Source organism: Sulfurimonas sediminis, assembly GCF_014905115.1.
GTDB lineage: Bacteria > Campylobacterota > Campylobacteria > Campylobacterales > Sulfurimonadaceae > Sulfurimonas > Sulfurimonas sediminis.
This window is the reverse complement of the sequence record NZ_CP041235.1, coordinates 1,207,826-1,233,080: the sequence shown is the minus strand read 5'-3', so window position 1 is coordinate 1,233,080 and position 25,255 is coordinate 1,207,826. Positions and strand designations below refer to the sequence as shown.

General features: G+C 34.9%; 25 protein-coding genes, 1 tRNA gene and 1 pseudogene. 21 read left to right on the top strand and 6 right to left on the bottom strand.

All coding sequences use genetic code 11. The annotated features are described in order from the left end of the window. Nucleotides 1-116: 116 nt before the first annotated feature. A complete protein-coding gene (locus FJR45_RS06680) occupies nt 117-1,442 on the bottom strand; it encodes a DNA cytosine methyltransferase (protein ID WP_193149777.1) in 1,326 nt (441 codons plus the stop codon). Nucleotides 1,443-1,599: 157 nt separating this feature from the next. Between FJR45_RS06680 and FJR45_RS06675 the strand changes: the two genes are divergently transcribed. Continuing rightward, the gene (locus tag FJR45_RS06675; RefSeq protein ID WP_193149776.1) at nt 1,600-1,821 is read left to right on the top strand and encodes a helix-turn-helix domain-containing protein; all 222 of its coding nucleotides are present in this window, start codon (nt 1,600-1,602) and stop codon (nt 1,819-1,821) included. A gap of 1 nt (nt 1,822) precedes the next feature. Beyond that, a complete protein-coding gene (locus FJR45_RS06670) occupies nt 1,823-2,770 on the top strand; it encodes a restriction endonuclease (RefSeq protein ID WP_193149774.1) in 948 nt (315 codons plus the stop codon). Here the strand turns inward: FJR45_RS06670 and FJR45_RS06665 are convergent. Next, nucleotides 2,667-3,317, bottom strand: a pseudogene (locus tag FJR45_RS06665) (ATP-binding protein); the annotation flags it as partial. The gene FJR45_RS06670 and the pseudogene FJR45_RS06665 sit on opposite strands and share 104 nt — an antisense overlap. 291 nt (nt 3,318-3,608) lie before the next feature. Between FJR45_RS06665 and FJR45_RS06660 the strand changes: the two are divergent. The 3 genes from FJR45_RS06660 to FJR45_RS06650 are packed head-to-tail and all read left to right on the top strand — an operon-like array spanning nt 3,609 to nt 4,942. Further along, a complete protein-coding gene (locus FJR45_RS06660; RefSeq protein WP_193149772.1) occupies nt 3,609-4,301 on the top strand; it encodes a hypothetical protein in 693 nt (230 codons plus the stop codon). Nucleotides 4,302-4,317: 16 nt separating this feature from the next. After that, nucleotides 4,318-4,617, top strand: a complete 300-nt coding sequence (locus FJR45_RS06655; protein WP_193149770.1) for a hypothetical protein — start codon at nt 4,318-4,320, stop codon at nt 4,615-4,617. Between the two features lies 1 nt (nt 4,618). Further along, the gene (locus FJR45_RS06650) at nt 4,619-4,942 is read left to right on the top strand and encodes a hypothetical protein (protein WP_193149769.1); all 324 of its coding nucleotides are present in this window, start codon (nt 4,619-4,621) and stop codon (nt 4,940-4,942) included. Here the strand turns inward: FJR45_RS06650 and FJR45_RS06645 are convergent. After that, nucleotides 4,939-5,091, bottom strand: coding sequence for a hypothetical protein (locus tag FJR45_RS06645; protein ID WP_193149767.1), 153 nt, complete (start codon nt 5,089-5,091; stop codon nt 4,939-4,941). The two genes, FJR45_RS06650 and FJR45_RS06645, sit on opposite strands and share 4 nt — an antisense overlap. 199 nt (nt 5,092-5,290) lie before the next feature. On the opposite strand from FJR45_RS06645, the gene FJR45_RS06640 reads away from it, so the two are divergent. From FJR45_RS06640 to FJR45_RS06610, 7 genes are all read left to right on the top strand, one after another. Beyond that, entirely contained in the window at nt 5,291-7,255 is a 1,965-nt protein-coding gene (locus FJR45_RS06640) for a fimbria/pilus outer membrane usher protein (protein ID WP_193149766.1), read from the top strand. Further along, nucleotides 7,248-7,835, top strand: a complete 588-nt coding sequence (locus FJR45_RS06635; RefSeq protein WP_193149764.1) for a fimbrial biogenesis chaperone — start codon at nt 7,248-7,250, stop codon at nt 7,833-7,835. Before FJR45_RS06640 ends, FJR45_RS06635 begins: the two co-directional genes overlap by 8 nt. A 16-nt stretch (nt 7,836-7,851) precedes the next feature. Continuing rightward, entirely contained in the window at nt 7,852-8,322 is a 471-nt protein-coding gene (locus FJR45_RS06630) for a Csu type fimbrial protein (protein WP_193149762.1), read from the top strand. 18 nt (nt 8,323-8,340) lie between these two features. Further along, nucleotides 8,341-8,832 carry a Csu type fimbrial protein gene (locus FJR45_RS06625; protein WP_193149760.1) on the top strand — a complete coding sequence of 164 codons (492 nt, stop codon included), beginning with the start codon at nt 8,341-8,343 and terminating at the stop codon, nt 8,830-8,832. 364 nt (nt 8,833-9,196) lie between these two features. Next, nucleotides 9,197-9,412 (top strand): helix-turn-helix domain-containing protein, encoded by a 216-nt coding sequence (locus FJR45_RS06620; RefSeq protein ID WP_193149758.1) that lies wholly within the window; start codon nt 9,197-9,199, stop codon nt 9,410-9,412. 31 nt (nt 9,413-9,443) lie between these two features. Further along, complete coding sequence (locus tag FJR45_RS06615) at nt 9,444-9,677, top strand: hypothetical protein (RefSeq protein ID WP_193149756.1); 234 nt, start codon at nt 9,444-9,446, stop codon at nt 9,675-9,677. A 5-nt stretch (nt 9,678-9,682) separates the two neighbouring features. Continuing rightward, nucleotides 9,683-9,889 carry a hypothetical protein gene (locus FJR45_RS06610; protein WP_193149754.1) on the top strand — a complete coding sequence of 69 codons (207 nt, stop codon included), beginning with the start codon at nt 9,683-9,685 and terminating at the stop codon, nt 9,887-9,889. On the opposite strand, the gene FJR45_RS06605 is transcribed toward FJR45_RS06610, so the two are convergent. Next, nucleotides 9,861-10,535, bottom strand: a complete 675-nt coding sequence (locus FJR45_RS06605) for a helix-turn-helix domain-containing protein (protein WP_193149753.1) — start codon at nt 10,533-10,535, stop codon at nt 9,861-9,863. The genes FJR45_RS06610 and FJR45_RS06605 overlap by 29 nt on opposite strands. 194 nt (nt 10,536-10,729) lie before the next feature. On the opposite strand from FJR45_RS06605, the gene FJR45_RS06600 reads away from it, so the two are divergent. Genes FJR45_RS06600 through FJR45_RS06590 form a run of 3 tightly spaced genes read left to right on the top strand, consistent with a single transcriptional unit; the run spans nt 10,730 to nt 12,909 of the window. After that, complete coding sequence (locus FJR45_RS06600) at nt 10,730-11,362, top strand: hypothetical protein (RefSeq protein WP_193149751.1); 633 nt, start codon at nt 10,730-10,732, stop codon at nt 11,360-11,362. A gap of 25 nt (nt 11,363-11,387) precedes the next feature. Continuing rightward, entirely contained in the window at nt 11,388-12,683 is a 1,296-nt protein-coding gene (locus FJR45_RS06595) for an AAA family ATPase (protein ID WP_193149749.1), read from the top strand. Nucleotides 12,684-12,705: 22 nt separating this feature from the next. After that, complete coding sequence (locus FJR45_RS06590) at nt 12,706-12,909, top strand: hypothetical protein (RefSeq protein ID WP_193149747.1); 204 nt, start codon at nt 12,706-12,708, stop codon at nt 12,907-12,909. 3 nt (nt 12,910-12,912) lie between these two features. On the opposite strand, the gene FJR45_RS06585 is transcribed toward FJR45_RS06590, so the two are convergent. Beyond that, a tRNA-Leu gene (locus FJR45_RS06585) sits at nt 12,913-12,997 on the bottom strand. 274 nt (nt 12,998-13,271) lie between these two features. On the opposite strand from FJR45_RS06585, the gene FJR45_RS06580 reads away from it, so the two are divergent. The 4 genes from FJR45_RS06580 to acnB all read left to right on the top strand — a co-directional run bounded on the left by FJR45_RS06580 (nt 13,272) and on the right by acnB (nt 20,679). Then, the gene (locus FJR45_RS06580; protein ID WP_193149746.1) at nt 13,272-15,353 is read left to right on the top strand and encodes a flagellin N-terminal helical domain-containing protein; all 2,082 of its coding nucleotides are present in this window, start codon (nt 13,272-13,274) and stop codon (nt 15,351-15,353) included. 51 nt (nt 15,354-15,404) lie between these two features. Continuing rightward, on the top strand, nt 15,405-17,612 hold the full coding sequence (locus tag FJR45_RS06575) for an FtsK/SpoIIIE family DNA translocase (RefSeq protein ID WP_193149744.1): 2,208 nt from the start codon (nt 15,405-15,407) through the stop codon (nt 17,610-17,612). Next, complete coding sequence (locus FJR45_RS06570; RefSeq protein WP_193149742.1) at nt 17,612-18,004, top strand: putative quorum-sensing-regulated virulence factor; 393 nt, start codon at nt 17,612-17,614, stop codon at nt 18,002-18,004. The genes FJR45_RS06575 and FJR45_RS06570 overlap by 1 nt, the downstream gene beginning before the upstream one ends. 125 nt (nt 18,005-18,129) lie before the next feature. Continuing rightward, nucleotides 18,130-20,679 carry a bifunctional aconitate hydratase 2/2-methylisocitrate dehydratase gene (gene acnB / locus FJR45_RS06565; protein ID WP_193149740.1) on the top strand — a complete coding sequence of 850 codons (2,550 nt, stop codon included), beginning with the start codon at nt 18,130-18,132 and terminating at the stop codon, nt 20,677-20,679. 131 nt (nt 20,680-20,810) lie between these two features. Here acnB and lolA read toward each other — a convergent pair whose 3' ends face one another. Further along, the gene (gene lolA / locus FJR45_RS06560; RefSeq protein ID WP_193149738.1) at nt 20,811-21,326 is read right to left on the bottom strand and encodes a LolA-like outer membrane lipoprotein chaperone; all 516 of its coding nucleotides are present in this window, start codon (nt 21,324-21,326) and stop codon (nt 20,811-20,813) included. A 131-nt stretch (nt 21,327-21,457) separates the two neighbouring features. Between lolA and secA the strand changes: the two genes are divergently transcribed. Both secA and FJR45_RS06550 read left to right on the top strand, forming a co-directional pair. After that, nucleotides 21,458-24,049 carry a preprotein translocase subunit SecA gene (gene secA / locus FJR45_RS06555; protein ID WP_193149736.1) on the top strand — a complete coding sequence of 864 codons (2,592 nt, stop codon included), beginning with the start codon at nt 21,458-21,460 and terminating at the stop codon, nt 24,047-24,049. Beyond that, nucleotides 24,046-25,248 carry an ABC transporter permease gene (locus FJR45_RS06550; protein ID WP_193149734.1) on the top strand — a complete coding sequence of 401 codons (1,203 nt, stop codon included), beginning with the start codon at nt 24,046-24,048 and terminating at the stop codon, nt 25,246-25,248. Before secA ends, FJR45_RS06550 begins: the two co-directional genes overlap by 4 nt. Nucleotides 25,249-25,255: the final 7 nt, after the last annotated feature.

Genomic DNA, 25,255 nt, shown 5'->3' with positions numbered 1-25,255 from the left:
TGCTAATACACCACATATATTATAATGCCTCCCCCTCTTTTTTTACGCTCAATAAAATATGGATTCTTGATTCTATACTCCAAAAAAAGACAATCTTTCTATACTTGTTTATTGCACTAAAAAACTGCGATACAGTTTTTCATAAACAACTCTTCTAAAGATGGATTCATATTAATGTTACGCGTAGTTTTTCGTCTTAAAATTCCGTGACTTGCTTTGGCGCTAATATAAAATTTATCAGGTGCTGATAAATGCACAATATCAAAAATATTTCCCAATTTTATATTATTACTCGCAGGAGATACATTGATATTTTCACCTTTAGTAGTTTTTATAATATCTTTAGGAAATAAATATAATTTATATAAATCTGTCTCTTCATATGGAAGTAAACCATCTATCCAAGTTACCGACTTATTTAATTTTTTATAGTGTTGAATTTGCTTTGCTATCCATTGAACAACAGGAATTGCCCAAGAGTTTCCTATAGCTTTAAATCGAGCGGTATCTGTTGCCTTATCCAGTAGTGTATAATTGTCTGGGAAACCCATTAATCGTTCACATTCAATTGGAGTTAGCCTCCGTATTTTATCATTTTGAGAAATGTATAGGGAACCATTATATGCCGCTGCATTTCCATTCCACTTTGTGCCATATGCAGAATAAAGACAATCTGTATATTCTCTAAAAATTTCAATTTTATGATCATTAAAATGCCTAACTCTTTCATTTTTTAATGATTCAGGTTGGGTAAAAAGATTTTTATCTAATGTATTTTTATTTTTATATAGTTTTTCAAGATTTGAAAAAGTTTCATAATTTTCCATTAATTGCTCAAAAATAATTTTTTCTGGATTAATATTTTTAGGAGTTGCTATAACAAATAATCTTCTTCTCTGTTGGGGCAGACCAAAATATTTTGCATCTAAAACTCTCCATGCAATATTTCTCTTTGGTCCAAATAGCACTCCGGATGTTGACCATCTTTTAATTTTAATTTCTTCACCAAGACCACTTAATCCTGCAATAAAAATTCCAAAAGCATTTGTTTTATCTCTCAATACACCTTCAACATTTTCCCATAATATAATAGATGGTTGTTTTTTATTTTTTATTCGCATCTTATCAATAGCATCTGCAACTTCAATAAATTTTAACGTTAGTTGTCCTCTACTATCAATTAATCCTTGTTGCCAACCTGCAAGAGAAAAAGCCTGACATGGAGTACCTCCACACAGGATATCAGGAGCTTCAATAGATTCATTAAGTATTAGCTCAGGCAAATCATTCATATCACCCAAATTGGGGATACTTGAATAATGATGTTTAAGAACTTTACTTGGGAAGTCTTCAATTTCAGAAAACCATGTTGCTTCTATATTAAGTGGATTAAAGGCTAAGCTAGCTGCTTCAATACCAGAACACACGCTTCCAAAATTCATTATTTGTACCCTTTATTTAATCTTTTTTTACTGATTATATTATCCAAAAACAACTTGAAAAGAGATTAAAATGCTAACTATAGTATGTAGACTTATAGGTAGCATTAGAATAAAATTTTGGCAAGTTGTCCTATATTCCATTAAAAAGAAATTTACAATGCAAAAAGAAATACTCATAAAATTTGGATCCAAAGTAAAAGAGTTTCGTTTAGATCGAAATTTATCACAAGAAGAACTTGCATACAAAGCTAATTTACATAGAACCTATATAGGAATGATAGAACGTGGAGAGAAGAATATAACATTATTAAATATTGAAAAAATTGCTAAAGCATTAGCAATCAACATACATGAATTATTTCAAAATATAGGAGAATAATATGGATTTAAATACACTAAAAGAGTTATCAAGTGAGATTAATTTTCTTGAAATTGTAGAGCTAAAAGAGCATTCAAAAGCATCAGAGTTGTATATCAGTATAAAATTTAAATATCAGGATGGTGAAATTTGGGAAGGATGGATTCCTTATCGGTACAGACGAGCAGGAATAGATATAGAAACACCACAAGAATTACTAACCTATCTTATAAAAATATATCCTTTCTTTAAAAAAGAAAAAAGAGTTGAATGGTATCGTAAAGAACTACAAGAGTGGAAAGCAGATCATAATGATAAATCTGTAACCAAACCTTATTTTGATGCGATGGCAAAAGGGAATTGGGCTTGCCGTAAATGTGTTGATAAGATTACAAAAAGTTCAAATAATGCAAGAAGAATCCAGGATATCAAAGAAATGGGATACCTTATGGCAACAAATACAAAAATGTACTGTTTTAGCTGTAAGATCAATACAACACATGACTTATTAATACCAATAGATAAAGCAGAACCAACAGGATATGAAACATGGAGCCCAAATTTACGGAAAAGAATCCTAAAAGTATTAAATTTTTATGATGCCTACGAAGACAGAATAGTTTCAAAGTCAACTCACATGATTCCAGATCATAAATTTCCAGAAATAAGATGGGATGAAAATACAAAAGAAATTAACCCTGATGATATGAGTGACCAAGAAATAAAAGATAAATTTCAACTTTTGACAAATCAAAGAAATTTACAAAAAAGAGAAGTATGCCGACAATGCTATCAAACTGATATACGAGGAAAGCCTTTTGGAATTAACTATTTTTATGAAGGCGATGAAAATTGGTCTCCCGAAGTTAAAAGTGTTGGGAAAGAAGCAGAAAAAGGTTGTGTTGGTTGCGGATGGTATGATCTAAAAAAATGGAGAGAGGGCTTGAATTCATTCCTTTTGGATAGCTAATCAATAGGCAGTAGTGACAACTATCATTGGCGAATATCTCACTCCATTGACTAAACTCAAGATTAGATGTAACAATGGTAGAACCTCTCTCGTAGCGTTTTGAGATAACTTAAAAAAAGTGATGTGCATCCTACTTCATTGAGAAGTAGCCTATCCTGTCAATTACAAGCAGTGATGGAGCCATGATCGCCTGTTTGATAAAGGAGTCATACCGTTTCTCTTTCTTTGTATGGCTCATCTGAATGATTAAATCACTTGCTGTAATAAACCTTGCTTTAATGCGTTTTTGTACTGCTGCATATGCCAGCGCAATAGCTAAATGTGTTTTTCCGACACCAGACTGCCCAAGCAGAATAATATTCTCTTTTTGTTTTACAAACTCAAGCGTAGAGAGTTCTTCTATCTGGCTTCTGTTGACACCAACTGTAAAATCAAAGTCAAACTGCTCAAGCGTTTTTATCGTTGAAAAGCCTGCCATTTTTGTAAGTGTTGCACGAAATCGTAATGCTCTGTTATCTGCTTCAAACTTTAAATTCTCATAAAGATATTTACTATATTTCCATCACTCTTTTGCAACTCTGTTCGAAAGTGCATGATGATGCTTATTCAACATTGGAAGCTGTAATTCTTTATAGAGAGTTTTAATTTTTGTATTTAATTCCATACGCTACCTCCTACATAATAGATGCTGTTTAGATATTCTCCTGCAGTTGCAGGAAACATTACAAATGCTATTACAGGAATAAACTGATCATAACTCTGCAAATCTTTTATTGGTATATGTATGCTTCTGAACTTATATACAATTTAATACCACTTTTTCAAAAAACAAAAAATTATGAATATAGATGAACAAACAAAAAAATTAGACAAAGGAGTCATCATGTTCAAGAATTTAGTTTTATCAAGTGTTGCAGTGGGGTTACTCTCTACTGGAGTTATGGCACAAGAGAGTGTGCAGGAAAAAGGTTTATTAGGTGGTAGCATTTATGTTGCAGGTGGTACAAACAGTCATAAAGAGGCTGGTATCAATATGATTCACACACCGCATCTCTCTTCAACTATGAGTTATAAAGAGATAAACGGCGATAAGAGAATTATCAAAAGTGCCATTTTTTATACAAATTATCTAGGAAGTGGGCAGTTTTTAGGTTTTGGTGGTGGACTACTCCATAACGAGTGGGATACTTTTAGAAAAACAAGTGTACTTATTCCAGGTGCAGCTGGTGGAGTTCCACTAGATGTCAAGTTGGAAGATACCATCGTTATCAACAAACCGATGTTTAATCTAAGATATTTTGGAGCATTGCCATATATTGGAGAGTATAGCTTTGATGGATATGTCGCAGATAGTGATAATTTTGGAGGTACAGCAGGGCTTGTTGTATTTAAAACACAGGTAGATGATTTCAACAGCTTCATAGGTGGAAACGATGGTGCAGGCTTGGTTGTAAGCGTTGGTGCTGCTTTTGATGAAATACAAGCCTATACAGAAAAATCTGTATATCTAAAAGCAAGTTACAGTTTTTAGTTTTAGGGAGGAGATGATGAACAAGATAATAAAGATTTCACTACTTACAGTTACTTTAGCGGTTGGGGCATCTGCCTCACCAGTTGTCGATGCTTGCAATAAGGTATTTTCCCTTAGTTACAAAGATTTAAGCCAAAAAGAGCAGCAAAAAGTGATGTATGCTCGTAAAATCTGTAAAACAAACCAGGAGTACCTAAATTTCAAATTGCAAGAGGCGTGTAGTATGCTTGAAGGTAAAAAAGAGGTACTTAGAAATGGAGATGCACTATGCCATACAAAATATGGCATTTTAACAAATGATATATTGGAGTTTTAAAATGAAGTGGTTATTTGGAATTGTAATAGCAATATTTTCACTTATCATTGCCGATAGAGTTTTGATCACCTATCAGCAAGAGAGTGATGATTTTAACAAAGAGTGGAATGAGCAAAGAGATGATTTGACAAAAGCTCAAAAGCAGTTTGATACACTATCAAGTTTGAAAAATGAGTCTGAGGAGATAAATACAACAGTAGCCTCTGCATCTAAAGCATCCGCTAAAATGCAACAACCTCAAGTTAAAAAAATCTATAAAGATGACTTTGACAGACGCTTTGATGATTTTGACAAAGAGTTTAAGCAAAAGTGGGAGAGTTTTTAAAAATACTCTCTCACAGCCTCTCTAAAACTCCCCCAGTAAGTAGCAGTTAAAGCAACTGCTACCAATACAAACAAAACCCCAGAAACTTGGTACTGTTCAGTAGCAAAAGTATAAAAAAATAAAGCAATTAGCATATATAAAAACGGCATACACTCTCCTAAAAACGAAGCAATTTAATACTACTTCAAAATTGACACAAATATCGGCTAAAAACAGTCATTTTGAATGTAATTATAGAGTTTTTTATATAAATTGAGCACAAAAAGCGAAGCAATTTAATACCAAAAGCGAAGCAATTTGATACTAGAGAAATTATGAATATAAGCAGATACTATCAAGGAAATAGATTTGCGAATATTCACTCTATTTATATTTTTTAGCAGCTTTGTTTTTGCAGATACAAAGATTTTAGAGCTTTTTATAGGTGGTGATAGCATCGGCACTTATATGATTAGCGATGAAAACGGCACGCTTGTATCTGATGAAACAGTGGAGTTTGGAAGTTGTATATCAAACAACATCTCAAGCTTTACAGAGTCGTATGAGATTATAGATGATGATAAGTTTTATATCACACCAAAGAAAAAATGCTTAGAGACAAAAGAACTGCGTTTTAGTCAGGATGATACACACTACTTTAAAAAAAGCTCATCAATATATCTTAATTATGCACTTGCACGACAAAACAATCTCTACAGTGCAACACTTGGAAGTGGACTCTTTACATTCGATACACTGCTTTATCTGCAAGGGAGACTTCAGCAACAAGGTACAAATAGTTTAGAGAACTATTTTGCTTTAAAAGAGTTTGATGAGAAAAAAATAAAACTTGGAAAAATCTATGCCACAAGTGGGAGCTTTTTAACAAAAGGATACACACTAAATGGAGTCAGCTTTTATCAAAACACCGCTTTAGTGAGAAATGCAAAGTCGTTTGATTATCAGCTTGTGATAAACAACAGATCAACTATTGAGATCTATAACAATGATAAGATAGTGCAAAAGCTCACTCTTGATGCAGGGATTTATAACCTCAAAGAGCTACCAATAACCCACTTTTCTAACAATATAAAAATAGTGATGACTGATAGCTTTGGCAACAAAAAAGAGATAGAAGTGCCATTTTTGTATAACTCAAAGATATTAAAAGAGGGTTTTGAAGATTACAGTTTTTCAGTTGGTATTGATGAGCAAAACACTTACCAGATGGCAGGATACTACAGAAGAGGGATAAGTAAAGATTTTACTGCTGGATTTTCATTTGATAGCTCAAATATTGCACTATTACTTGATTACCTCACACCTCTTGGAAAAGTAGGACTTCACCTTGATAAAAAGGCAGATACTATTTTGGAGTACAGCTACTCTAAAAAGAACTTTTATCTAAGTGCTACTAACACATATAAAGAGCAAGAAAACGATTTTAGACTTGAGAGTGGCTTTAACTTTGAGCGATGGGGAAACTTATCCCTAAAATACCATCAAAACGGCGAGAAAATTTACGGAGTAGATTACAGTGTAACTGCTGCTAAAAATCTGAATTTTACGCTTAACAGTAGTTTTAACACAACTACAGATGAGTATAGAGTAGGAGCAAAGCTTGTATGGAATTTTGGTTATGCGAGAAAGAGATTTAATCTTATAGCCTCAAAAACCACATATAACGATAGAGATACAAAATACCTCTCTGCATCGATGCCTATCATTGGTAATAAGGGAGTGGGTTTTGAAAGTTCATACGAAGAGCAAGAAGATAACTGGGGATATAAAACAAATCGCAGTAGATTATCTCTACAAGCAAAATATAAAAACGATTTTTGGATTAATACTCAAAAAATCAATGACGAAAAAGCGACAGATTACGGAGTGAGCGGTGCAGTAGGTTGTGTGTTTAGTCAAAGTATAAATTGTGGCATAGGGCAAAATATTTATGCTGAGAGTGGATTTATACTCAATGAACATGATTTAAAATATACACCGCCTTACTACAATACAACAGCTCACAATAAATTTAATTCCACTTCTATCACTTTAAAATCTGGACAAGGGTACTGGCTTGATCCATCACTGTATAAAAGCATTACAGGCATCATCACACTCAATGGTAAACCTTACAAAGAAAATCTCTTTATGCTTAATGGCAAAGAGTATTTTACAGGTTTTGGTGGAGAGTTCTGGGTAGATAGTTTTTTAGGAGAGATGGATCAGTTTGCACCAAAACTCAAAGGTGCAACTTGCAGCACACAGATTATGAATATAGATGAGGAGCTTTACGAAGTTCAAATAAATTGTATGGAGAATGAAGATGAATAAATTAATCGCATCAATGATGCTCTCAAGTGTAGCAGCATTTGCACTACAAATATATCCGATACCAGTCGTACTTGAACATGGGAAAAAGTACAGAGAGTTTGTTATAGATGATGACAGTGGCAAGTACCAGGTATATCTTAAAAAATGGACTCAAAAAAACGGTGAGGATGTTTTGCAATACACCAAAGAGGTTGTAGCGTATCCAAAAATTATACAAGCACCAAAAAAGATAAAAGTGTATAAAAAACGAAGCAATTTAATACCTACTGAACAGGCATATAGGTTGATACTCAAAGAGTTAAATATCAATCCAGTTGAGGGTGAGACAAAGGTTTTAAAAACACTCTCAATTCCAGTGTTTATCTCCCCATCATCGCCAAATCCACTCTTAGAGCTTGAGTGCAAACAATCGACTTTAAAACTCATAAACAGAGGCAATACACACTTTAAAATCTTATCTATCAATGAAGATAAAGCGGTGAGTTACATCTTACCAAACCACATAAAGGAGGTGAAACATGTAAAAAAAGATGGCACAGTACATACAAACAGAGGCGATTATAAATATCAATGCAAATAAAAAAAGGAGTAAACCGATGAGAAAAATATTTATATCTTTGGCACTACTTGCAACTGCATCACTGTATGCAGGAAGCACAACAGGAAGTACCACAGTCAATGGTACAGCAGAACAAGCATGTTCCATCTCAAACTCACCATCATTAGCACTTGGTTTTACAGGTTTTAGTGACTCTACTGGAAACTTTAATGTAGATATAGTTTGCAACAGTGGCTTAGCTTGGACTGCAAGTGTAGATGGTGGGAGCAACCCTAACGGCGAAGTTCGCAGAGCTGTCAATGGTACAGACTACTTGACATATAGACTTTACAAAGATGCAGCTATGACTCAAGAGATGGCAATTACAAGTGGCAACACTGTAACAGGATCAGGATCAGGTGGCACAGACACTATCAATGTTTATGCAAAAGTTGTGTTAGCAGACAATACGCCAACACCACCAGCTGCAACATATAGTGATACACTCAATGTCACTATATCTTGGTAATAAGGAGGAAAAAGAGTTATGAAAAAATCTATTTTAGCAATGGCAGCAACTGCAACTATCGCTTTTGCAGGAAGTACGAGTACAAGTGTACCAGTAACTATTGATTATGTGCAAGGTTGTGATGTTCGCTCACTTCAAAGCAGTTATGACATAGGAATTGTTCCAGCGGTACAAGATACAGCAGGTGTGATGATGAACCCTATTAATTTTGAAGTGGCATGCAGTAATGGGCTTGCTTACACCCTAAAAACCAATGCAACAAACTATGCGATGCAAGCAGGTGGAACTGGAAGTACTTACCGAATGGAATTTTATACAGATACCGCAAAAACCACAAAAGTATCATCTACTTCTCCCTGGAATAAAACAGGGATAGGTGGATATGAGACAGTAAATCTCTATCCAAATGTGTATGGTGACAGTGGATGTACTTATGACAGTGTTACAAAGAAAAAGATATGTGATTCTGGGAGCTTAACAGCAAGTGTGGATCTTATTATTAGTTGGTAAAGCCATGCCAGGGCAAAAAAAGCTCTGGTATGCAAATTATTAAAATAACATTGTTAATTCATTATTTTTTTAATGAAACAACAATAAAACGCTCAAACTATTTAAACTCTAATGTTTCTTTATTGTTTTTCTAATAAAAAAACAATAATTCTTAAATGTTTTAGTAATTAACTACTAAAAAAGTAGTGTTTTTTTAGTGTAAAAATAGTCTGAAAGTAGTAAAAAAGCAGTAAAAACTTAAATTAGTGCGATTTTAGTGTTTTTTTAGTGGTTCTTTAGTGTTGAATTACTAAAAAACTACTATTTGGTAGTTCCGTAATAGATTATGAATATAGATAAAGAGAGTAAAAAGTGAGGTACAAATATGGAAGCATATCAAAAAATAAAGATGATCCGTAAAATTTTAGGTTTATCGCAGGAAGAGTTTGCCAGTAAAATTGGAATGAAGCAACGCAATTATAGTTATCTGGAGAATGGGCAGTATGAACTGTCATACAGAGTGCTGCGAAGCATAATTGAGACATATGATGTAAATCTTTGTTGGTTTTGGTATGGGAAAGGAGAGATGTTTTGCAAATAATTGATTGGTTTTTTAGGGGAGTGATTTTAATATGGAAAGGTTTAGAATGGATGCTTACAACTGTATTGTGGTTGATAACTTCAAAAAGATAGAGGCGGATGCTGAAACACAGGCATATAGCTTGATATTAGGCATAATTGGTGAGCTTGAGCAGATTATGCGTAGCGAGACAGATAGAAAGCTAAAAAGTCTTATCGGCTATGTTATTAGTGAGGTGCATCAGATTAGACGGAATTATGAAGATAGTATAAAAGATATGGAGTAAAAAATATGTTAGAAAAAATAAAAATAAAAAGAAAGAGCAGGATGGATAATTACAAGAATCAAATTATAGATTTGTTGAATAAAGGAATATCGAAAAAATCAGCTTGGAAGCTTATCAATTCTGATGCACTTCCAAGTGATAAAATCACATATGAAGGGTTTTTATATTTTGTGAAGTATTATGTTAAAGTAAATGACGATTTAAAAAATTAACCTCTTTTTGTATGAAATTTTTAGTTTTAGGAATATCAGCAAACAGTGTTGCTGCATCTAAATCATCGAGATTGTTTTCAGCCCATTCAATTAGATTTTTTTTGTCTTTACTGCTTAATGTAAACAAATGTTTTACTTGTATTTTTTTAGGAATTTTAAATTTTTTAAGTATATCAATAAAAAGTTTTTTATCAATTTTTTGGTGGGCTTCTTGAGATTCTAAATGCTCTATAAAATAGTAAAGCACTATCAGCATTCTTTCTCCTTTTCCACTCCAAGCTTCAGATATTTGTTTTGCCAAATCTCCGATTTTAAAGCTTCTAACAATAGAGTTAAGTTGCTCAAAATGATATTTTTGAATAAAAGACTCCAAAATTTTAACTAATTCTTTTTCTTTATGCTCTTCCTCTGCAATTATTCTTACTCTGCCAAGCAGATATTCTAATTCATCTTGTTTTCCAAGAAGAAAATATGTTGGAGTAACACCCCAAGTTTTAAATATTGTAATAAGAACTGATGCAGGAGGCTCATTAACACCAGCTTCCCAAGCACTAACTGTTCTTTGCCCAACTCCTAATTCTTTGCCAAGTTGAGCTTGCGTTAAATTAAAATCTTTTCTTAATTTTTTTAATTGTTCTCCAATCATATTTGTCCTTTGAACTAAAATTACCAATATTATAGCATAAAACATTCTATATTTAAAAAAAATAAGATAAATAAGAGAAAAAATTCTTGACAATGAGATAATATTTTTGATACCATTTCAGAATGATACATTCTATTTTAGCTAATTTATGCTCATAAGTAAGTAAAAATGCTAAAAATAAAAGAGGAGAGAAAGTGCAAACTTTTACTTTAGTCGAAATTTTGAGAGAAAGTAGAAAAATCAATACTGTAAATGATTTACTGTCAAATTATAACGCAGTGATAGAACTTGCAAAAGAAGATGTAAAAAAAATAGCAATTGCTAAAAAAATATTTTTTACCGATTTCGATGCAGTATTTTCAACCGCTGCAAAAATGCTAAGGAATACACTCAATAAAAAACATCTTAAAGCGGTTAAAAGGTTTTTGACATGCGAAAATATTGATGATGCAGCTAATTTTATAATCCAGCGACTACTCAACAATATGAAAAACATAACAACAAACCAAAATTACAATGAATATGCAGCACCTCCAAAGTTCTCTATCTTACATGACAATATAAAAGTTTATGATAGTGAGTTAGAGAGAGCTTTGCAATTGTCTGATTTAAAAAAGATAAGTGCTGAAAAATTGAAACAAAATCTGAAAAAGATATGGGAAGAGGCTATATTAGATTTTGATTTTGATCTCATAGATTTTGAAAATTTATGTGCAAGCTATGGGTTTAGCATGGAAGATGTACTTGACTATAATCCTTACGCCTTGCCAGAAATGAAAGGTGAACTAACCGAGTGCGGCAACACACAGTTAGTTTTGATTTTCTAAAACTACTAAAAAAGGAGCTTAAAAAATGAATAATGAAATTATAGCAAAAATTGAGGCAAAAGTAAAACAGAAAGAGGCACAAAGAGCAAGACTCAAACAACTTGAGATGCTTAAATTGAGTAATTTTATTGATGATAATGACTTGATTGAAATTGAAAAAGAGATCCAATTTTTAAAAAGTATATTGAATTTTAAAGGCGAAAAAACATTAGATCAACTTGATAAATTATTTGATAATTTCGATTTAAATGTTGGAAAAATCGAAAACACAAAATTCACTTATCTGTTTAAAAATTTTATAGTTAAAAATGAGCTAACGATGACTGCGTCACCCCCTGCAACCGGCAAGAGTTTAATCAGTGTTGCTTTGTGCAACATTTTCTTGATAGAAGAAACAATAAAACAGGTCATATATTTTGATGGAGACAATGGAGCAGCTACAATAAAAGAGCGAAATATACATAAATTAAAACAGCACTGGGGTTCAAAATTCCGTTATTTTCACGAAAGTAGTGCGAGTAAAGCTCAGATGTGGCAAATAATAAAACAATTGCAAAAAACAGACTTAACAGATGTCTTTATCGTTTTCGATAGTATTAAAAACTTCATGAATGGCGGTGATCGGGATAAAAACAAAGATGTGAGTAAAATTATGGAAGTTTTGCAAAGCTTAAGGGCAAGAGGTGCTACGGTGTTGTTCCTGCACCATACTAATAAGCCAAATAAGGATTTACAAGAGCTTGTATACGCAGGTAGCTCAGCTTTCCAGGAAGATACTGGTAATGCTTATATTCTATCAAAAAATGAGTTTAAAGGCACCTTTATTTTTAAGAATTTTAAAGCAAGAACTGGCAATTTAAAAGATGTAGCTTTTAGATATGTTGCTGATAGTCACACGCTAATTCAAGTTGATTTCCAAGAGGCAAGCGAAACAGAAGAAGATCAACAAATCAAAAATGAGATAATCGAGTTTATAACTAATAATCCAAAATGTACCTACTCTCTAATATTGCAGCATGTTACCAGTATGGGCTACGGCAAAGACAAGGTTAACAAAGTAATTCAAGCGGGCAAAAGTAAACACTGGCAAGCTATTAAAAACAAAGCGAAGCAAAACAGAGATGAGTATATTTTAATCGAAATAGAAAATATCTCTAAAAAGGGTGAGATTACTGATTTTGTATCAGATAACAAGATAACTTCAGACAACTCCTACTTTGGGGGTATTGAGGAGAAAAAAGAAAGTCAGATAGAGTCAGATAACTATTGTGATTTGCTTAAAGTTGAGCAAAATATGAATATAGATATACCAACTTTGTAATTTTTGATAAGGAGCCAATATTATGGAACTTGAAATTGAAAAAATTGAAGATTTACCAAAAAGACTGCAATTTTCGCTAAAAGAGTTAGAAGAGTATGGGGTTATAAGCAGATCTACCGCTAAACTTAGAATAAGACAAGGAAAATTAAAAATTAGAAAAGAAGGCATTAAGACTTATGTTACAAGAGAAGAGGCGATTAGATATTTCTATTCAACATTTCAATAAAAGTGGTACCGATGGGCGGACTCGAACCGCCACGCCGCGAAGGCAAGTGATTTTGAATCACTCATGTCTACCATTCCATCACATCGGCTTATTTTGCTAGGTTGTGTACCTAAATTATGTACTAAAAATTTCAAACTATCGTAAAACAGGCATCTTCATAGAATCACAAAAAGGATTTTGAATCCGCTATGTATACCGTTCCATCACTCTGGCAAATCAGCTGTTGAAGTTGGAATGATAGTAGGAATTTACTTAAAAGTAAATAATATTTGGCCGATAATACTATTAAATGGAACTTTTATTGCTATACTTTGCCAATAAATGACAGAAACTAAACAATATTTTGAAAACGGAGAGATATTATGCGTGTAACATCAAGTATGTATTACAACAGTTTGTATGCTACAAATAACTTAAAAATAAACAATGAACTTTTTGATGTAAATAAGCAGATTGCCTCAGGATTGAAAATTCAATATGCCAAAGATGATGTAAGAACATTTACGGAAACTATGCGGCTTGACAATGAGCTCGTTACAATAGGGCAGGTGAAAAAGAGTACAGAAAGCGGGTATAAAATTTCAAATCAGACAGATGTTGTTCTCAATGAGTTTGAGACTTCACTTGACAGAATGAAAACTCTGCTTATAAATGCCGCAAACGGCACGCACAGCCCGGACTCTCTTGATGCCATAGCCGGAGAGCTTCGGGGTTTGGAAAAACATTTTAAAAATCTGGCAAATACTTCGATTAACGGGCAGTTTCTTTTTTCTGGCTCTGCTATCAATACAAAACCGATAGATGCAAACGGGATATATCAGGGAAATGATGCAGGAATAAACTCTGTGCTTGGTTCAAATTCAACACAAAAGTACAATCTCACCGGAGCAGAACTTTTTTTAGGTGAAGAAAAAAATACAAAAAGAGAAATTACAACAAATGTAATCAACAATGATTTGATTAACGGGGGAATAATTACTCCAGACAGCAGCATTAGAGATTTGATGGGTGATGCTGATAATGATACAACTACAGTTAACAAAAATTATTTTTATATCAGAGGGACCAGAAGTGACGGTACCGCTTTTAAAGTAAGAAAAGAGTTTGACGACACGGCAAAAGTAAGTGATTTGATGGATGAAATAGGTAAAGCATACGGAAACAACGGCAGTATAAACGTGGTCAATGTGAGTCTGAATGCAAATGGACAGATTGTTGTTGAAGATAAGCAAAAAGGTTCCAGTAAATTAGATTTTCATATGGTTGGGGCGGTTGATTTTGATTTGACAACAGATGAGAACGGTGATACCCAAAACAATGATGCGCTTGTAGATGATATAGATTTGCTGGATGTCGGTGAAAAAGATTATGCAAAAATAAAAGACGGTACAGCTACATCAAGCCTTTATGTCAAAGAGTTTATCCAGTCAGGTTTTACACCGGCTTCGGGTGCTGCTGTCAATATTGAAGGGATAGTGTATGACAGAACACAATTTTCCAAAAGCGGTGCAGAACTCACTTCAAACGTACCTCAGATTCTCAAAGAGACGAATGCCTTTGCCTCTCCATCTACAAAGATTTCTGAAGTAGCAGATCTTTCTCAAGGAACAGCAGGAACGTTGGATGGCACTACATTTAACCTAACAGGTAAGGATATTAACGGGAATTCTTATACAGCAACGATTGAATTGAAAAGCGCAGGTTCTCAGTTTTCAATAGATACTAACAACGATGGTACTGTTGATACATCTTATGATATTTTTAATATGCAAAGCCCAAGAACAGCAACAGCTGCAGATAATGTAACCTATCAGCAACTCATGGATGTTGTCAATATGGTGGTAACAAATAATTTACCTGCCGGAACTACAGCAAATGACTATGATAATGCGATAATAGCTTCAAACACAGAGGGAAATACTTCTTTAACCTATGACGGAAAGTTGAAATTCACTGACTTGACTGCTACTCAGACACAATCGACAATAGCACTCTATGATGCTAACAGTGACAATTTTACAGCAGATGCTTCTGTTATGACTTTTAACGCAAACAATGCTTTGACTGTTGTCGATCCAAAAACAGATTTTTTTAAAAACCTTGATGAGGCCATTACTGCTGTAGAAGATCATAAACTTTATCCGGACAGTTCTAGCGGAAATATGCGAAATCAAGGGATAGAAAATGCGCTTGCAGCAATAGACAAACTGCAGTCACATGTGTCCAGAAGCCATTCGGTTGTCGGTGCACAGTCAAATACCTTAAATACTTCACTTGAGCGAACAAGTCTGCTGGAAGTCAGTACAATGACCCTGCGCTCTGAAGTAATAGACACAGACATTGCAGAGGCCTCTTTGCGTTTGTCTCAACTCAACTTAAACTATCAGGCGATGCTCTCAACTGTGGGAAAAATTTCGCAATTAAGTCTGGTAAATTATTTATAGGATATACTTTTATATATTATTTATCCCTTCTTACTATAAAGGTTTTCTAGCTTGAAAGATACTCTGTTTATTGTCATTTTTGGTGTATTAATTTATCTCGGTTTTTCAACTCTTTTTGGTCCAACTGGGCTGATGGGCAGTTATGGTGCTGCTTTTTCTTCTTACAACCAGCTTTATTTTGGTTATATATCGTTTATATATCTCTTTATATTGCTGTTTCCTTTGTATTTCCTGTATAAAGATACATCTTTTGGTTTTAGAAAATTAGAACTGAGTGTTACTTCTTTTTTGCTTTTATGTTCTTCTCTTATCGCACAGGCCCTGCTTGTTACAAATGAATACAGAGGAAAATTCGGTGCAGATTTTGTAGACTTTTTATCTCCCTATATCGGTGTTTTCGGATTATGGGTCTTTTGGTTTATCATTACAGCGGTTGCCATGGTGATTCTTTTTGATAAAAGCAGTTCGGAGATCTTACATGTAGTCATATCTTCACTCAAATCCAACAAACCGAAGAATACAGCAACTTTTGTTGAAAAGGAACATAGTGAGACCTTGCAACAAGATGAAATCATGCAAAAAGAAGAGGAGATAGAGACAGAGCATGCTGAACAAGTCCAAGAAGAAGAGATAGACAAACCGGCCTATCTGAGAAAAGACAAAGAAGTGAAGACAAAAAAAGGGGATGAAGAAGAAAAGCATACAGTGGCAGAAGAAATAAGTGAGACAAAAAAAACGATACTGGATATTGCCGCAGATGTAAAAGAGCATAAAAATGCTGTGATCGTTGATGAACTTGAAGAAAATACAAAACTCTTAGCTAATATCGAAAAAGGAAAGGTTGAAAAACCTAAAAACTTTAAACTGCCTTCTGTAGATTTTTTGCAAAAGCCAAGTAAAACAACGCGTAATATAGACGAAAAAGAGTTAGATGACAAGATACGCTATCTTATTGAAAAATTGGCACATTTTAAAATTGACGGAGATGTTGTACGTACCTATGCAGGTCCTGTTGTTTCTACTTTTGAGTTTAAGCCGGCAGCCAATGTTAAGGTGAGTAAAATACTTAACTTACAAGATGATTTGGCAATGGCACTCTCTGCGGAGACTATCCGTATTCAAGCACCTATCCCGGGAAAAGATGTCGTCGGGATAGAGATTCCAAATGAATCAGTAGATACTATTTATCTGCGTGAGCTTTTAGATGACAAACTTTTTAAAGATTCCGCTTCACCACTTACTATAGCGCTTGGAAAAGACATTGTCGGCAAGCCTTTTATTACAGATTTGAAAAAACTTCCACATTTACTTATTGCTGGAACGACAGGAAGCGGGAAAAGTGTCGGTATCAATGCTATGATACTTTCACTTTTGTATAAAAATTCACCTGATCAGTTGCGTCTTTTAATGATTGATCCAAAAATGCTGGAGTTTTCCATATACAATGACATCCCGCATCTGCTTACTCCTGTCATTACAAAACCAAAACAGGCTATTGTCTCACTTAACAACATGGTAGGTGAAATGGAACGGCGTTACGAACTAATGGCTGAGAGTCGTACAAAAAATATTGAAAATTATAATGAAAAAGTAAAAAAAGAGGGTGGTGAGCATTTTCCTTATATCGTTGTAATTATTGACGAATTGGCTGACTTGATGATGACAAGTGGCAAAGATGTTGAACTCTCTATCGCAAGACTTGCGCAAAAATCACGTGCCTGTGGAATTCATCTTATCATCGCGACACAAAGACCGTCTGTAGATGTTGTTACGGGACTTATTAAAGCAAACTTGCCTTCTCGTATATCCTACAGAGTAGGACAAAAGGTTGATTCTAAAATCATTTTAGACCAAATGGGGGCAGAATCACTTCTGGGGCGTGGAGATATGCTCTTTACGCCTCCTGGTTCACCGGCTTTAGTACGCCTGCATGCTCCCTGGGCTACAGAAGAAGAGATAGAAAAGATTGTAGATTTTATTAAAGCGCAGCGAGAGCCAAATTATGACAAAAGCTTTTTGATAGAAGAGACAAATGCAGAAGGCGGTTCTGCTTCGGGTTCTAATGAAAGTTATGAAGAGCTTGATCCTTTGTACGAAGAGGCGAAAAATGTAGTTTTGAGTGACAGAAAAACATCTATCTCTTACTTACAAAGAAAACTCCAGATTGGATATAACCGTTCTGCAAGAGTGATAGAACAGCTTGAAAATGAAGGAGTGCTCTCTTCTCCAAATGCCAAGGGTGTCAGAGAGATATTATAATGCCAAAACCACATTTCATATTCATGAAACAAAAAGATTCTTTTCGTGTACATGTAAAGAACCTGGAAGAATTATCTGTCAAACAGATACAGGAAATAGAAGCTTTTGTTGCGCAAAGAAAAGGGTACTTTGATTTTGCTACCTACACATTCAGTATTGGAAAAAAGCTTGAATATCAGGAATTTGTAAAGCTTCTTGTTGTGTTACATGTAGAAGCTTTGGTTAAAGAAGTTGTTTATACTACGCAAAGCAGTGCCAGAATTTCTTTTGGGCAATACAAAGGAATGCTTTACAGTGAACTGCCTGACTCTTATCTGTTATGGCTCAAAAACAACTATATGGGTAGTGACAGAGAAATCATCTGCACTGAAATTGCAAAACGCGGACTTTAGTGTTACCTTTCGATACATCAAGGTAATTTTACAAAATATAGGTGTATAGATTCGTAACACTGTCGATATGATTACTTTTCTTTTAGCTATAATGTCCCCAAATTAAATTTACAATAGGAAGTATTATGGGATTTAGAGAAGACTATAAAGCACATGTAGAAGAAAGAGCGGCACTTGGTGTCCCTCCATTACCTCTTACTGCTGAACAGACAGTAGAAGTTATCGAGTTTATTAAAACAGGTGAATATGTTGAAGAGATGCTGGATCTTTTAGAAAATCGTGTATCTCCGGGTGTAGATGATGCAGCCTATGTCAAAGCAGCATTTTTAAACGAATTGGCAAGTGAAGAACATCATGTAGAGGCTATTCCGCCAGAAAAAGCTGTTCAGATGCTTGGTATGATGCTTGGTGGCTATAATGTGAAACCATTAATTGATGCTTTGACATCAAAAAATGTAAAAGTTGTTGCAGCAGCTATTGAAGCACTTTCCAGTACACTACTTGTATATGATGCATTTAATGATGTTGAAGAGTTACATAAAAAAGGTGTGACTGCAGCAACTCACGTTTTAAATGCATGGGCAGATGCTGACTGGTTTACAAAAAAACCTGAACTTCCTGAAAAATTAACTGTTACCGTGTTTAAAGTTCCTGGTGAAACAAATACTGATGATTTATCTCCTGCTTCTGAAGCATTTACACGTTCAGATATTCCTTTACATGCAAACTCTATGCTTGCTGCAAAAATGGAAGACCCTATAGGCACTATCAACAGACTTAAAGAACTTGGGCATCCTGTTGCTTATGTCGGAGATGTTGTTGGTACCGGTTCAAGTCGTAAGTCAGGTATCAACTCAGTACAGTGGCACATGGGAGAGGATATTCCAGGTGTTCCTAATAAACGTACCGGCGGTGTAATTCTTGGTGGAACTATCGCACCTATTTTCTTTGCAACAGCAGAAGATTCAGGAGCACTTCCAATCGAACTTGATGTTTCTCAAATGGAAACAGGTGATGTTATTGACATCTATCCATATAAAGGTGAAGCACATAAAGACGGTAAATGCATTGCTACATTTAAACTAAAACCAAATACTATTACTGATGAAGTTCGTGCAGGTGGTCGTATTCCACTTATTATCGGTCGTGGACTTACAAACAAAGCACGCAGTGTTTTAGGAAAAGCTCCAGCTGATATTTTCTTGACACCTGATCAGCCTGAAGATACTGGTAAAGGGTATACTTTAGCACAAAAAATGGTTGGTAAAGCATGTGGAATGGATGGTGTTCGTCCGGGTATGTATTGTGAGCCTGAAATGAGTACAGTCGGGTCTCAAGATACAACAGGTCCTATGACAAGAGATGAGATCAAAGAACTTGCCGCACTTGGATTTAATGCTGATTTGGTATTACAGACTTTCTGTCATACATCTGCGTATCCAAAACCGTCAGATATTAAGATGTTCCATACACTGCCTGACTTTATTGCAAACCGTTCAGGTGTTGCGCTTCGTCCTGGTGATGGTATTATTCACTCATGGCTAAACAGAATGGTTCTTCCGGATACTGTAGGTACCGGTGCAGATTCACATACACGTTTTCCTATAGGTATCTCTTTCCCTGGTGGTTCTGGAATCGTTGCATTTGCAGCAGTTACAGGTTCTATGCCTTTAACTATGCCAGAATCAGTTCTTGTAAAATTCAAAGGTAAAATGCAACCGGGAATCACATTACGTGACTTGGTTAATGCTATTCCTCACCAAGCTATAAAAGAAGGTCTTTTAACAGTTGAGAAAAAAGGAAAGAAAAATATTTTTGCCGGACGTATTTTGGAAATTCAGGGCTTGCCTGATCTAAAAGCTGAGCAGGCATTTGAACTCTCAGATGCATCGGCAGAGCGTTCTGCAGCAGCATGTACTGTACAGCTTGACAAAGAACCTGTTATAGAATATTTGAAATCAAATATTGCACTTTTAAATTCTATGATTGATGCAGGATACGAAGACCATCGTACATTGGCGCGTCGTATTGTAAAAATGGAAGAGTGGTTGGAAAAACCTGAACTGATGAAAGCAGATGAAGATGCAGAGTATGCTGCAGTGCTTGAGATTGATTTAGATCAAATCACAGAGCCGATTTTGGCATGTCCGAATGATCCGGATGATGTTGCTACACTTTCAGAGATTTTAGCCGATCCTAAACGTCCGCATAAAATTGATGAAGTATTTGTTGGTTCATGTATGACAAATATCGGTCACTACCGTGCACTTGGTGAAGTCCTAAAAGGTGAGGGTGCTGTTCCTACCCGTTTATGGGTTTGTCCTCCGACAAAAATGGATGAAAAACAACTTCTTGAAGATGGTTACTATGCAATCTTTGGTGCTGCAGGTGCAAGAACGGAAGTTCCTGGATGTTCATTATGTATGGGGAATCAGGCACGTGTATCAGACGGTGCAGTAGTGTTCTCAACATCAACACGTAACTTTGACAACCGTTTAGGAAAAGAAGCACAGGTTTATCTTGGTTCTGCTGAGCTTGCAGCTGTATGTTCACTTCTTGGAAAAATTCCGACAAAAGAAGAGTATTTGGAATTGACGAAAAAAATAGAAGGCAAAGAAGACGATATCTATAAATATCTAAACTTCAACCTCATAAAAGATTATAAGCTTAACTAGCTGTATGCAGAAATGGACTAAATCCGTTTCTGTCAAGCTGAATTAAATTCACAGTGCAATAAATGGACTAAATCCATTTTTGCCAAGCTTAACTAGCTGTATGCAGAAACGGGGATTTTCTCCGTTTCTATTTACTCACTGACTATATCATACTCATCCGGAATATCCGGTACATATTTATCTTGCGATATTTTTTTATTTATTTTTTGATTTTTAAATACAATCTTTATATCATTTTCAAGTTCATCTTTGTATGAAATAGATTTAATTATGGAATTTTCTGTTTTTATGATGTATGCTTTATTCTGAAAATTCGCTAAATAACTCCCTTTGGCAATCTCTTTTGCATTGTGAATAATTTTAAAAAGATCAAAATCTCCATTAAGATGTTTAATGATGACCTGTTCTAACTCCGGTTCGATAACTACAATTTTATTTTGTAAAATATAAACGCTTTTTTGCACAGGTTTTGTATACTGCCAAAGAGCATAACGAGGTTTAGAAGCTGTTACATGCCCCGTATATGTTATCTTCACTCCTTTGTCATCTACTATTTTTTGTAAAAAATCTGCTTCAAAACTGTTTATATTTTTTATACTTGCATAGCCAGATGTTACTAGCAATGCAGCTAAAATTATTCTTTTCATTTCTCTCCTTTAAAAAGAAATTATAGCAAATTATTCATTTATACTATTTATTAGATTTAATGTGATAAAATAAGAACAATTTCAGCGATTATTATATAGTAAATTATATAGTAACGATAATAAGGTTGCAAATGCTACAAGCATTCATGGGTAAGGTATTTGGTACTGCAAATGACCGAGAATTAAAAAAATATGCGAAAAAAGTTAAAAAGATTAATGAACTTGAAAGCAAATATGAAGTTTTAAGTGATGATGCACTCAAAAATGCTTTTGAAGATTTGAAACAAAGTGTACGCAGTGGTGAAAAGAGTCTTGATGATGTGCTGTATGATTCTTTTGCCATTACAAGAGAAGCTGCAAAACGTGTTTTGAATATGCGCCATTTTGATGTTCAGCTTATAGGTGGTATGGTTTTACATGAGGGTAGAATTGCCGAAATGAAAACCGGTGAGGGAAAAACCCTTGTGGCTACACTTGCCATTACGCTCAATGCAATGACAGGCAAGGGCGTTCATCTGGTAACAGTGAATGATTACCTGGCCTCTCGTGATGCAAAAGAGATGGGTGTGTTGTATAACTTTTTGGGTTATAGTGTAGGGACTATTTTAGAAGATATGCATGACCCGATTGAAAAAAAAGCGGCATATGATGCAGATATTACCTACGGTACAAATAATGAGTTCGGCTTTGACTATTTACGTGATAATATGAGTTATTCAAAAGACCAGATGGTACAGCGTGGACATAATTTCGTAATTGTTGATGAAGTGGATTCTATTTTAATTGATGAGGCGAGAACGCCTTTGATCATTTCAGGTCCTACAAACAGAAATATGCAGGATTATCTCAAAGCAAACAGAGTTGCTTTGGAATTGAATAAAGAAGAACATTTTACTGTTGATGAAAAAGACAAAGTAATATTAATTACAGAAGAGGGTATCACAAAAGCGGAAGAGCTTTTTGGTGTTGAAAATCTTTACAGTGCAGAGAATGCTTCTTTGCCACACATGCTTGACCAGGCTTTAAAAGCAAATTATCTTTTTGAAAAAGATGTTGATTATGTTGTCAATGACGGGGAAGTTGTTATTGTTGACGAATTTACGGGTCGATTAAGCGAAGGGCGCCGTTTTTCTGAAGGACTGCATCAGGCACTTGAAGCCAAAGAGGGTGTAGAAATCAAAGAAGAAACACAAACACTTGCAGATATTACTTTTCAAAATTACTTTAGAATGTATGACAAACTTGCGGGAATGACAGGTACTGCCGAAACAGAGGCAACAGAGTTTGCACAGATTTATAATTTGGATGTTGTTTCCATTCCTACAAATATTCCGATTGCAAGAAAAGATTTGAATGATTTAATATACAAAACAGAAGAAGAAAAATTTGCAGCTGTTATTGAAACCATTAAAAAACTAAGCAAATCAGGACAACCTATTTTGATAGGTACGGCTTCTATAGAAAAGTCTGAAGTTTTACATGAAATTCTTAAGAAAGAAAAAATTGCCCATACTGTTTTAAATGCAAAAAACCATGCGCAAGAGAGTGAAATCATTAAACATGCAGGAGCAAAGGGTGCTGTAACCATTGCAACAAATATGGCAGGACGCGGTGTTGACATTAAGGTGAGTGATGAAGTAAAAGAGCTCGGTGGATTATACATCATCGGAACTGAGAGACATGAAAACCGCCGTATTGACAACCAGTTACGCGGACGTTCCGGGCGTCAGGGTGATCCCGGAACAACACAGTTTTATCTTTCACTTGAAGACAATCTTTTACGAATATTCGGCAGTGATAAAATCAAGTCCATCATGGAAAGACTCGGTGTTGAAGACGGTGAATATATAGAATCAAGAATGGTAACCCGTGCAGTTGAAAAAGCACAGAAAAAAGTTGAAAATATGCACTATGAAGGGCGCAAGCAAATTGTTGAGTATGATGATGTTGCAAATGAGCAAAGAAAAATCGTGTACAAATTCAGAAATCAGCTTTTAAGTGATGATTATGATATTGCTGCTAAAATCGATGAAATCAGAGAAGAGTATGTTGAAAATCTTTTAGCTCGTTCGGATATATTTTCCGGTGCAGATAAAGAAGATTTTAATCCTGAAAAGCTCTCTCAGTTACTTAAAGAAGAGATGAATTTTGATCTGGACACTGAACAGCTAAAAGAGTTGGAATATGAAGAATTATATGCAAAAGTTACAGAACTGTTAAAAACTGCTTATGATGAGAAAATGGGCGTGTTGGATGAGCAGACAAGGCAAGATATAGAAAAAGAGTTTTATCTCAAAGAGTTGGATAATGCCTGGAGAGAGCATCTTTATGCAATGGACAATATGAAAACAGGTATTCGTCTGCGTGCATATAATCAAAAAGATCCTCTTGTTGAGTATAAAAAAGAGAGTTTTGGTCTTTTTGGTGAATTAATTAATGATATTAAATTCAATACAATTAAAACCTTGCAGATTATACAGTTCCAGATGGAGTCTCCGGAAGAAGAGGCTGCCAGAATTTCCAAACAGCTTGAAGAAGAGAAAAAAGCACAAGAAGCATTGATGCGGCTTAACCATCATGACAATGTAGACATTGATGCAGAAGATGATTTTGTTGTGAGTAAAAAAATAGCAAGAAATGACCCCTGTCCGTGCGGAAGCGGAAAAAAGTATAAACAATGCTGCGGAAAAAGCGGTCCGAAAAAAGGTGTTTTTGCTTCTTGAAAAAATCAATAGTTTCTTACCTTGTTAAAAGATTTTTACGCTTTGACAAGGATCAGCCTTTTATCTTTATATCTGCACTTTTAGCCTTTATAGGAATTACGCTCGGTGTCATGGTGCTTCTTATTGCCATGGCCCTTATGAATGGTTTTGACAAAGAGTTTAAAGACAAACTGACTGTTATGAACTACCCTCTGACCATTATTCCAAAATTTTACGGTGCTGTAAACAGCAATCTGCTTATGGATTTGGAAGCAAAATTTCCTCATTTGCAGTTTAGCCCTTACATTCAATCCTCCGTGATGGCCAGAAGCGGTTCGAGACTCGAAGGTGGATATCTCTTTGGTGTCAATCTTGAGGATGAAGCGAAAGTCAATTCGGTACTTGCCAAGGCAATTACGGGGCACACCTTTAAAAAATTTGATGTTGTTGTAGGAAAAACTCTTAAAGAAGAATTTAATTTACATGTAAATGATAAACTGATGTATATTTTTACAAATGTAGAACCGGGCGGACTCTCTGTTACTCCAAAAATAAAGCGCTTTAAGATCAAGTCGTTTTTTGATTCAGGACTTTCGGCTTATGACAAAGCATACTCCTACACAACACTCGAGGCTATGCAGACCATAGAGCATATGGCTGCAAATGAATATGACGGTATTCATATATATTCCAAATATCCACGAAAAGATATAGAAAAAATAAAAAAAGTGCTGCCAATCAGTGTAACAGTAAAAGGCTGGTGGGAAGACAATATGAATTTTTTTGCTGCTTTGGAGATGGAAAAAACCTCTCTTTTTATTGTCCTGATGCTTATTATTCTTATTGCTTCTATCAATATCATCTCTTCTCTTTTAATGACTGTAATGAACAGAAGAGGCGAAATTGCACTTTTGCTCTCTTTGGGTGCAACAACATCTGAAATTAAAAAGGTATTTTTGTATCTGGGAATTGTTATAGGAATTACCGGTATTTTAGCCGGTATTGTTTTTGGATTGAGTGGTATATGGCTGCTGAGTACTTTTGATATTGTCTCTTTGCCAAAAGATGTTTATCCTACCTCAAGACTTCCTCTGGACTTGACACTGCATGATTTTGTTTTTATTGTCGCAGGTGCTTTTGGTATCGTTGTCGCTTCTTCTTATTATCCTGCCAAAAAGGCAAGTGAAGTAGATATACTGACTGTTCTTCGAAATGAGTAGTGAAAAT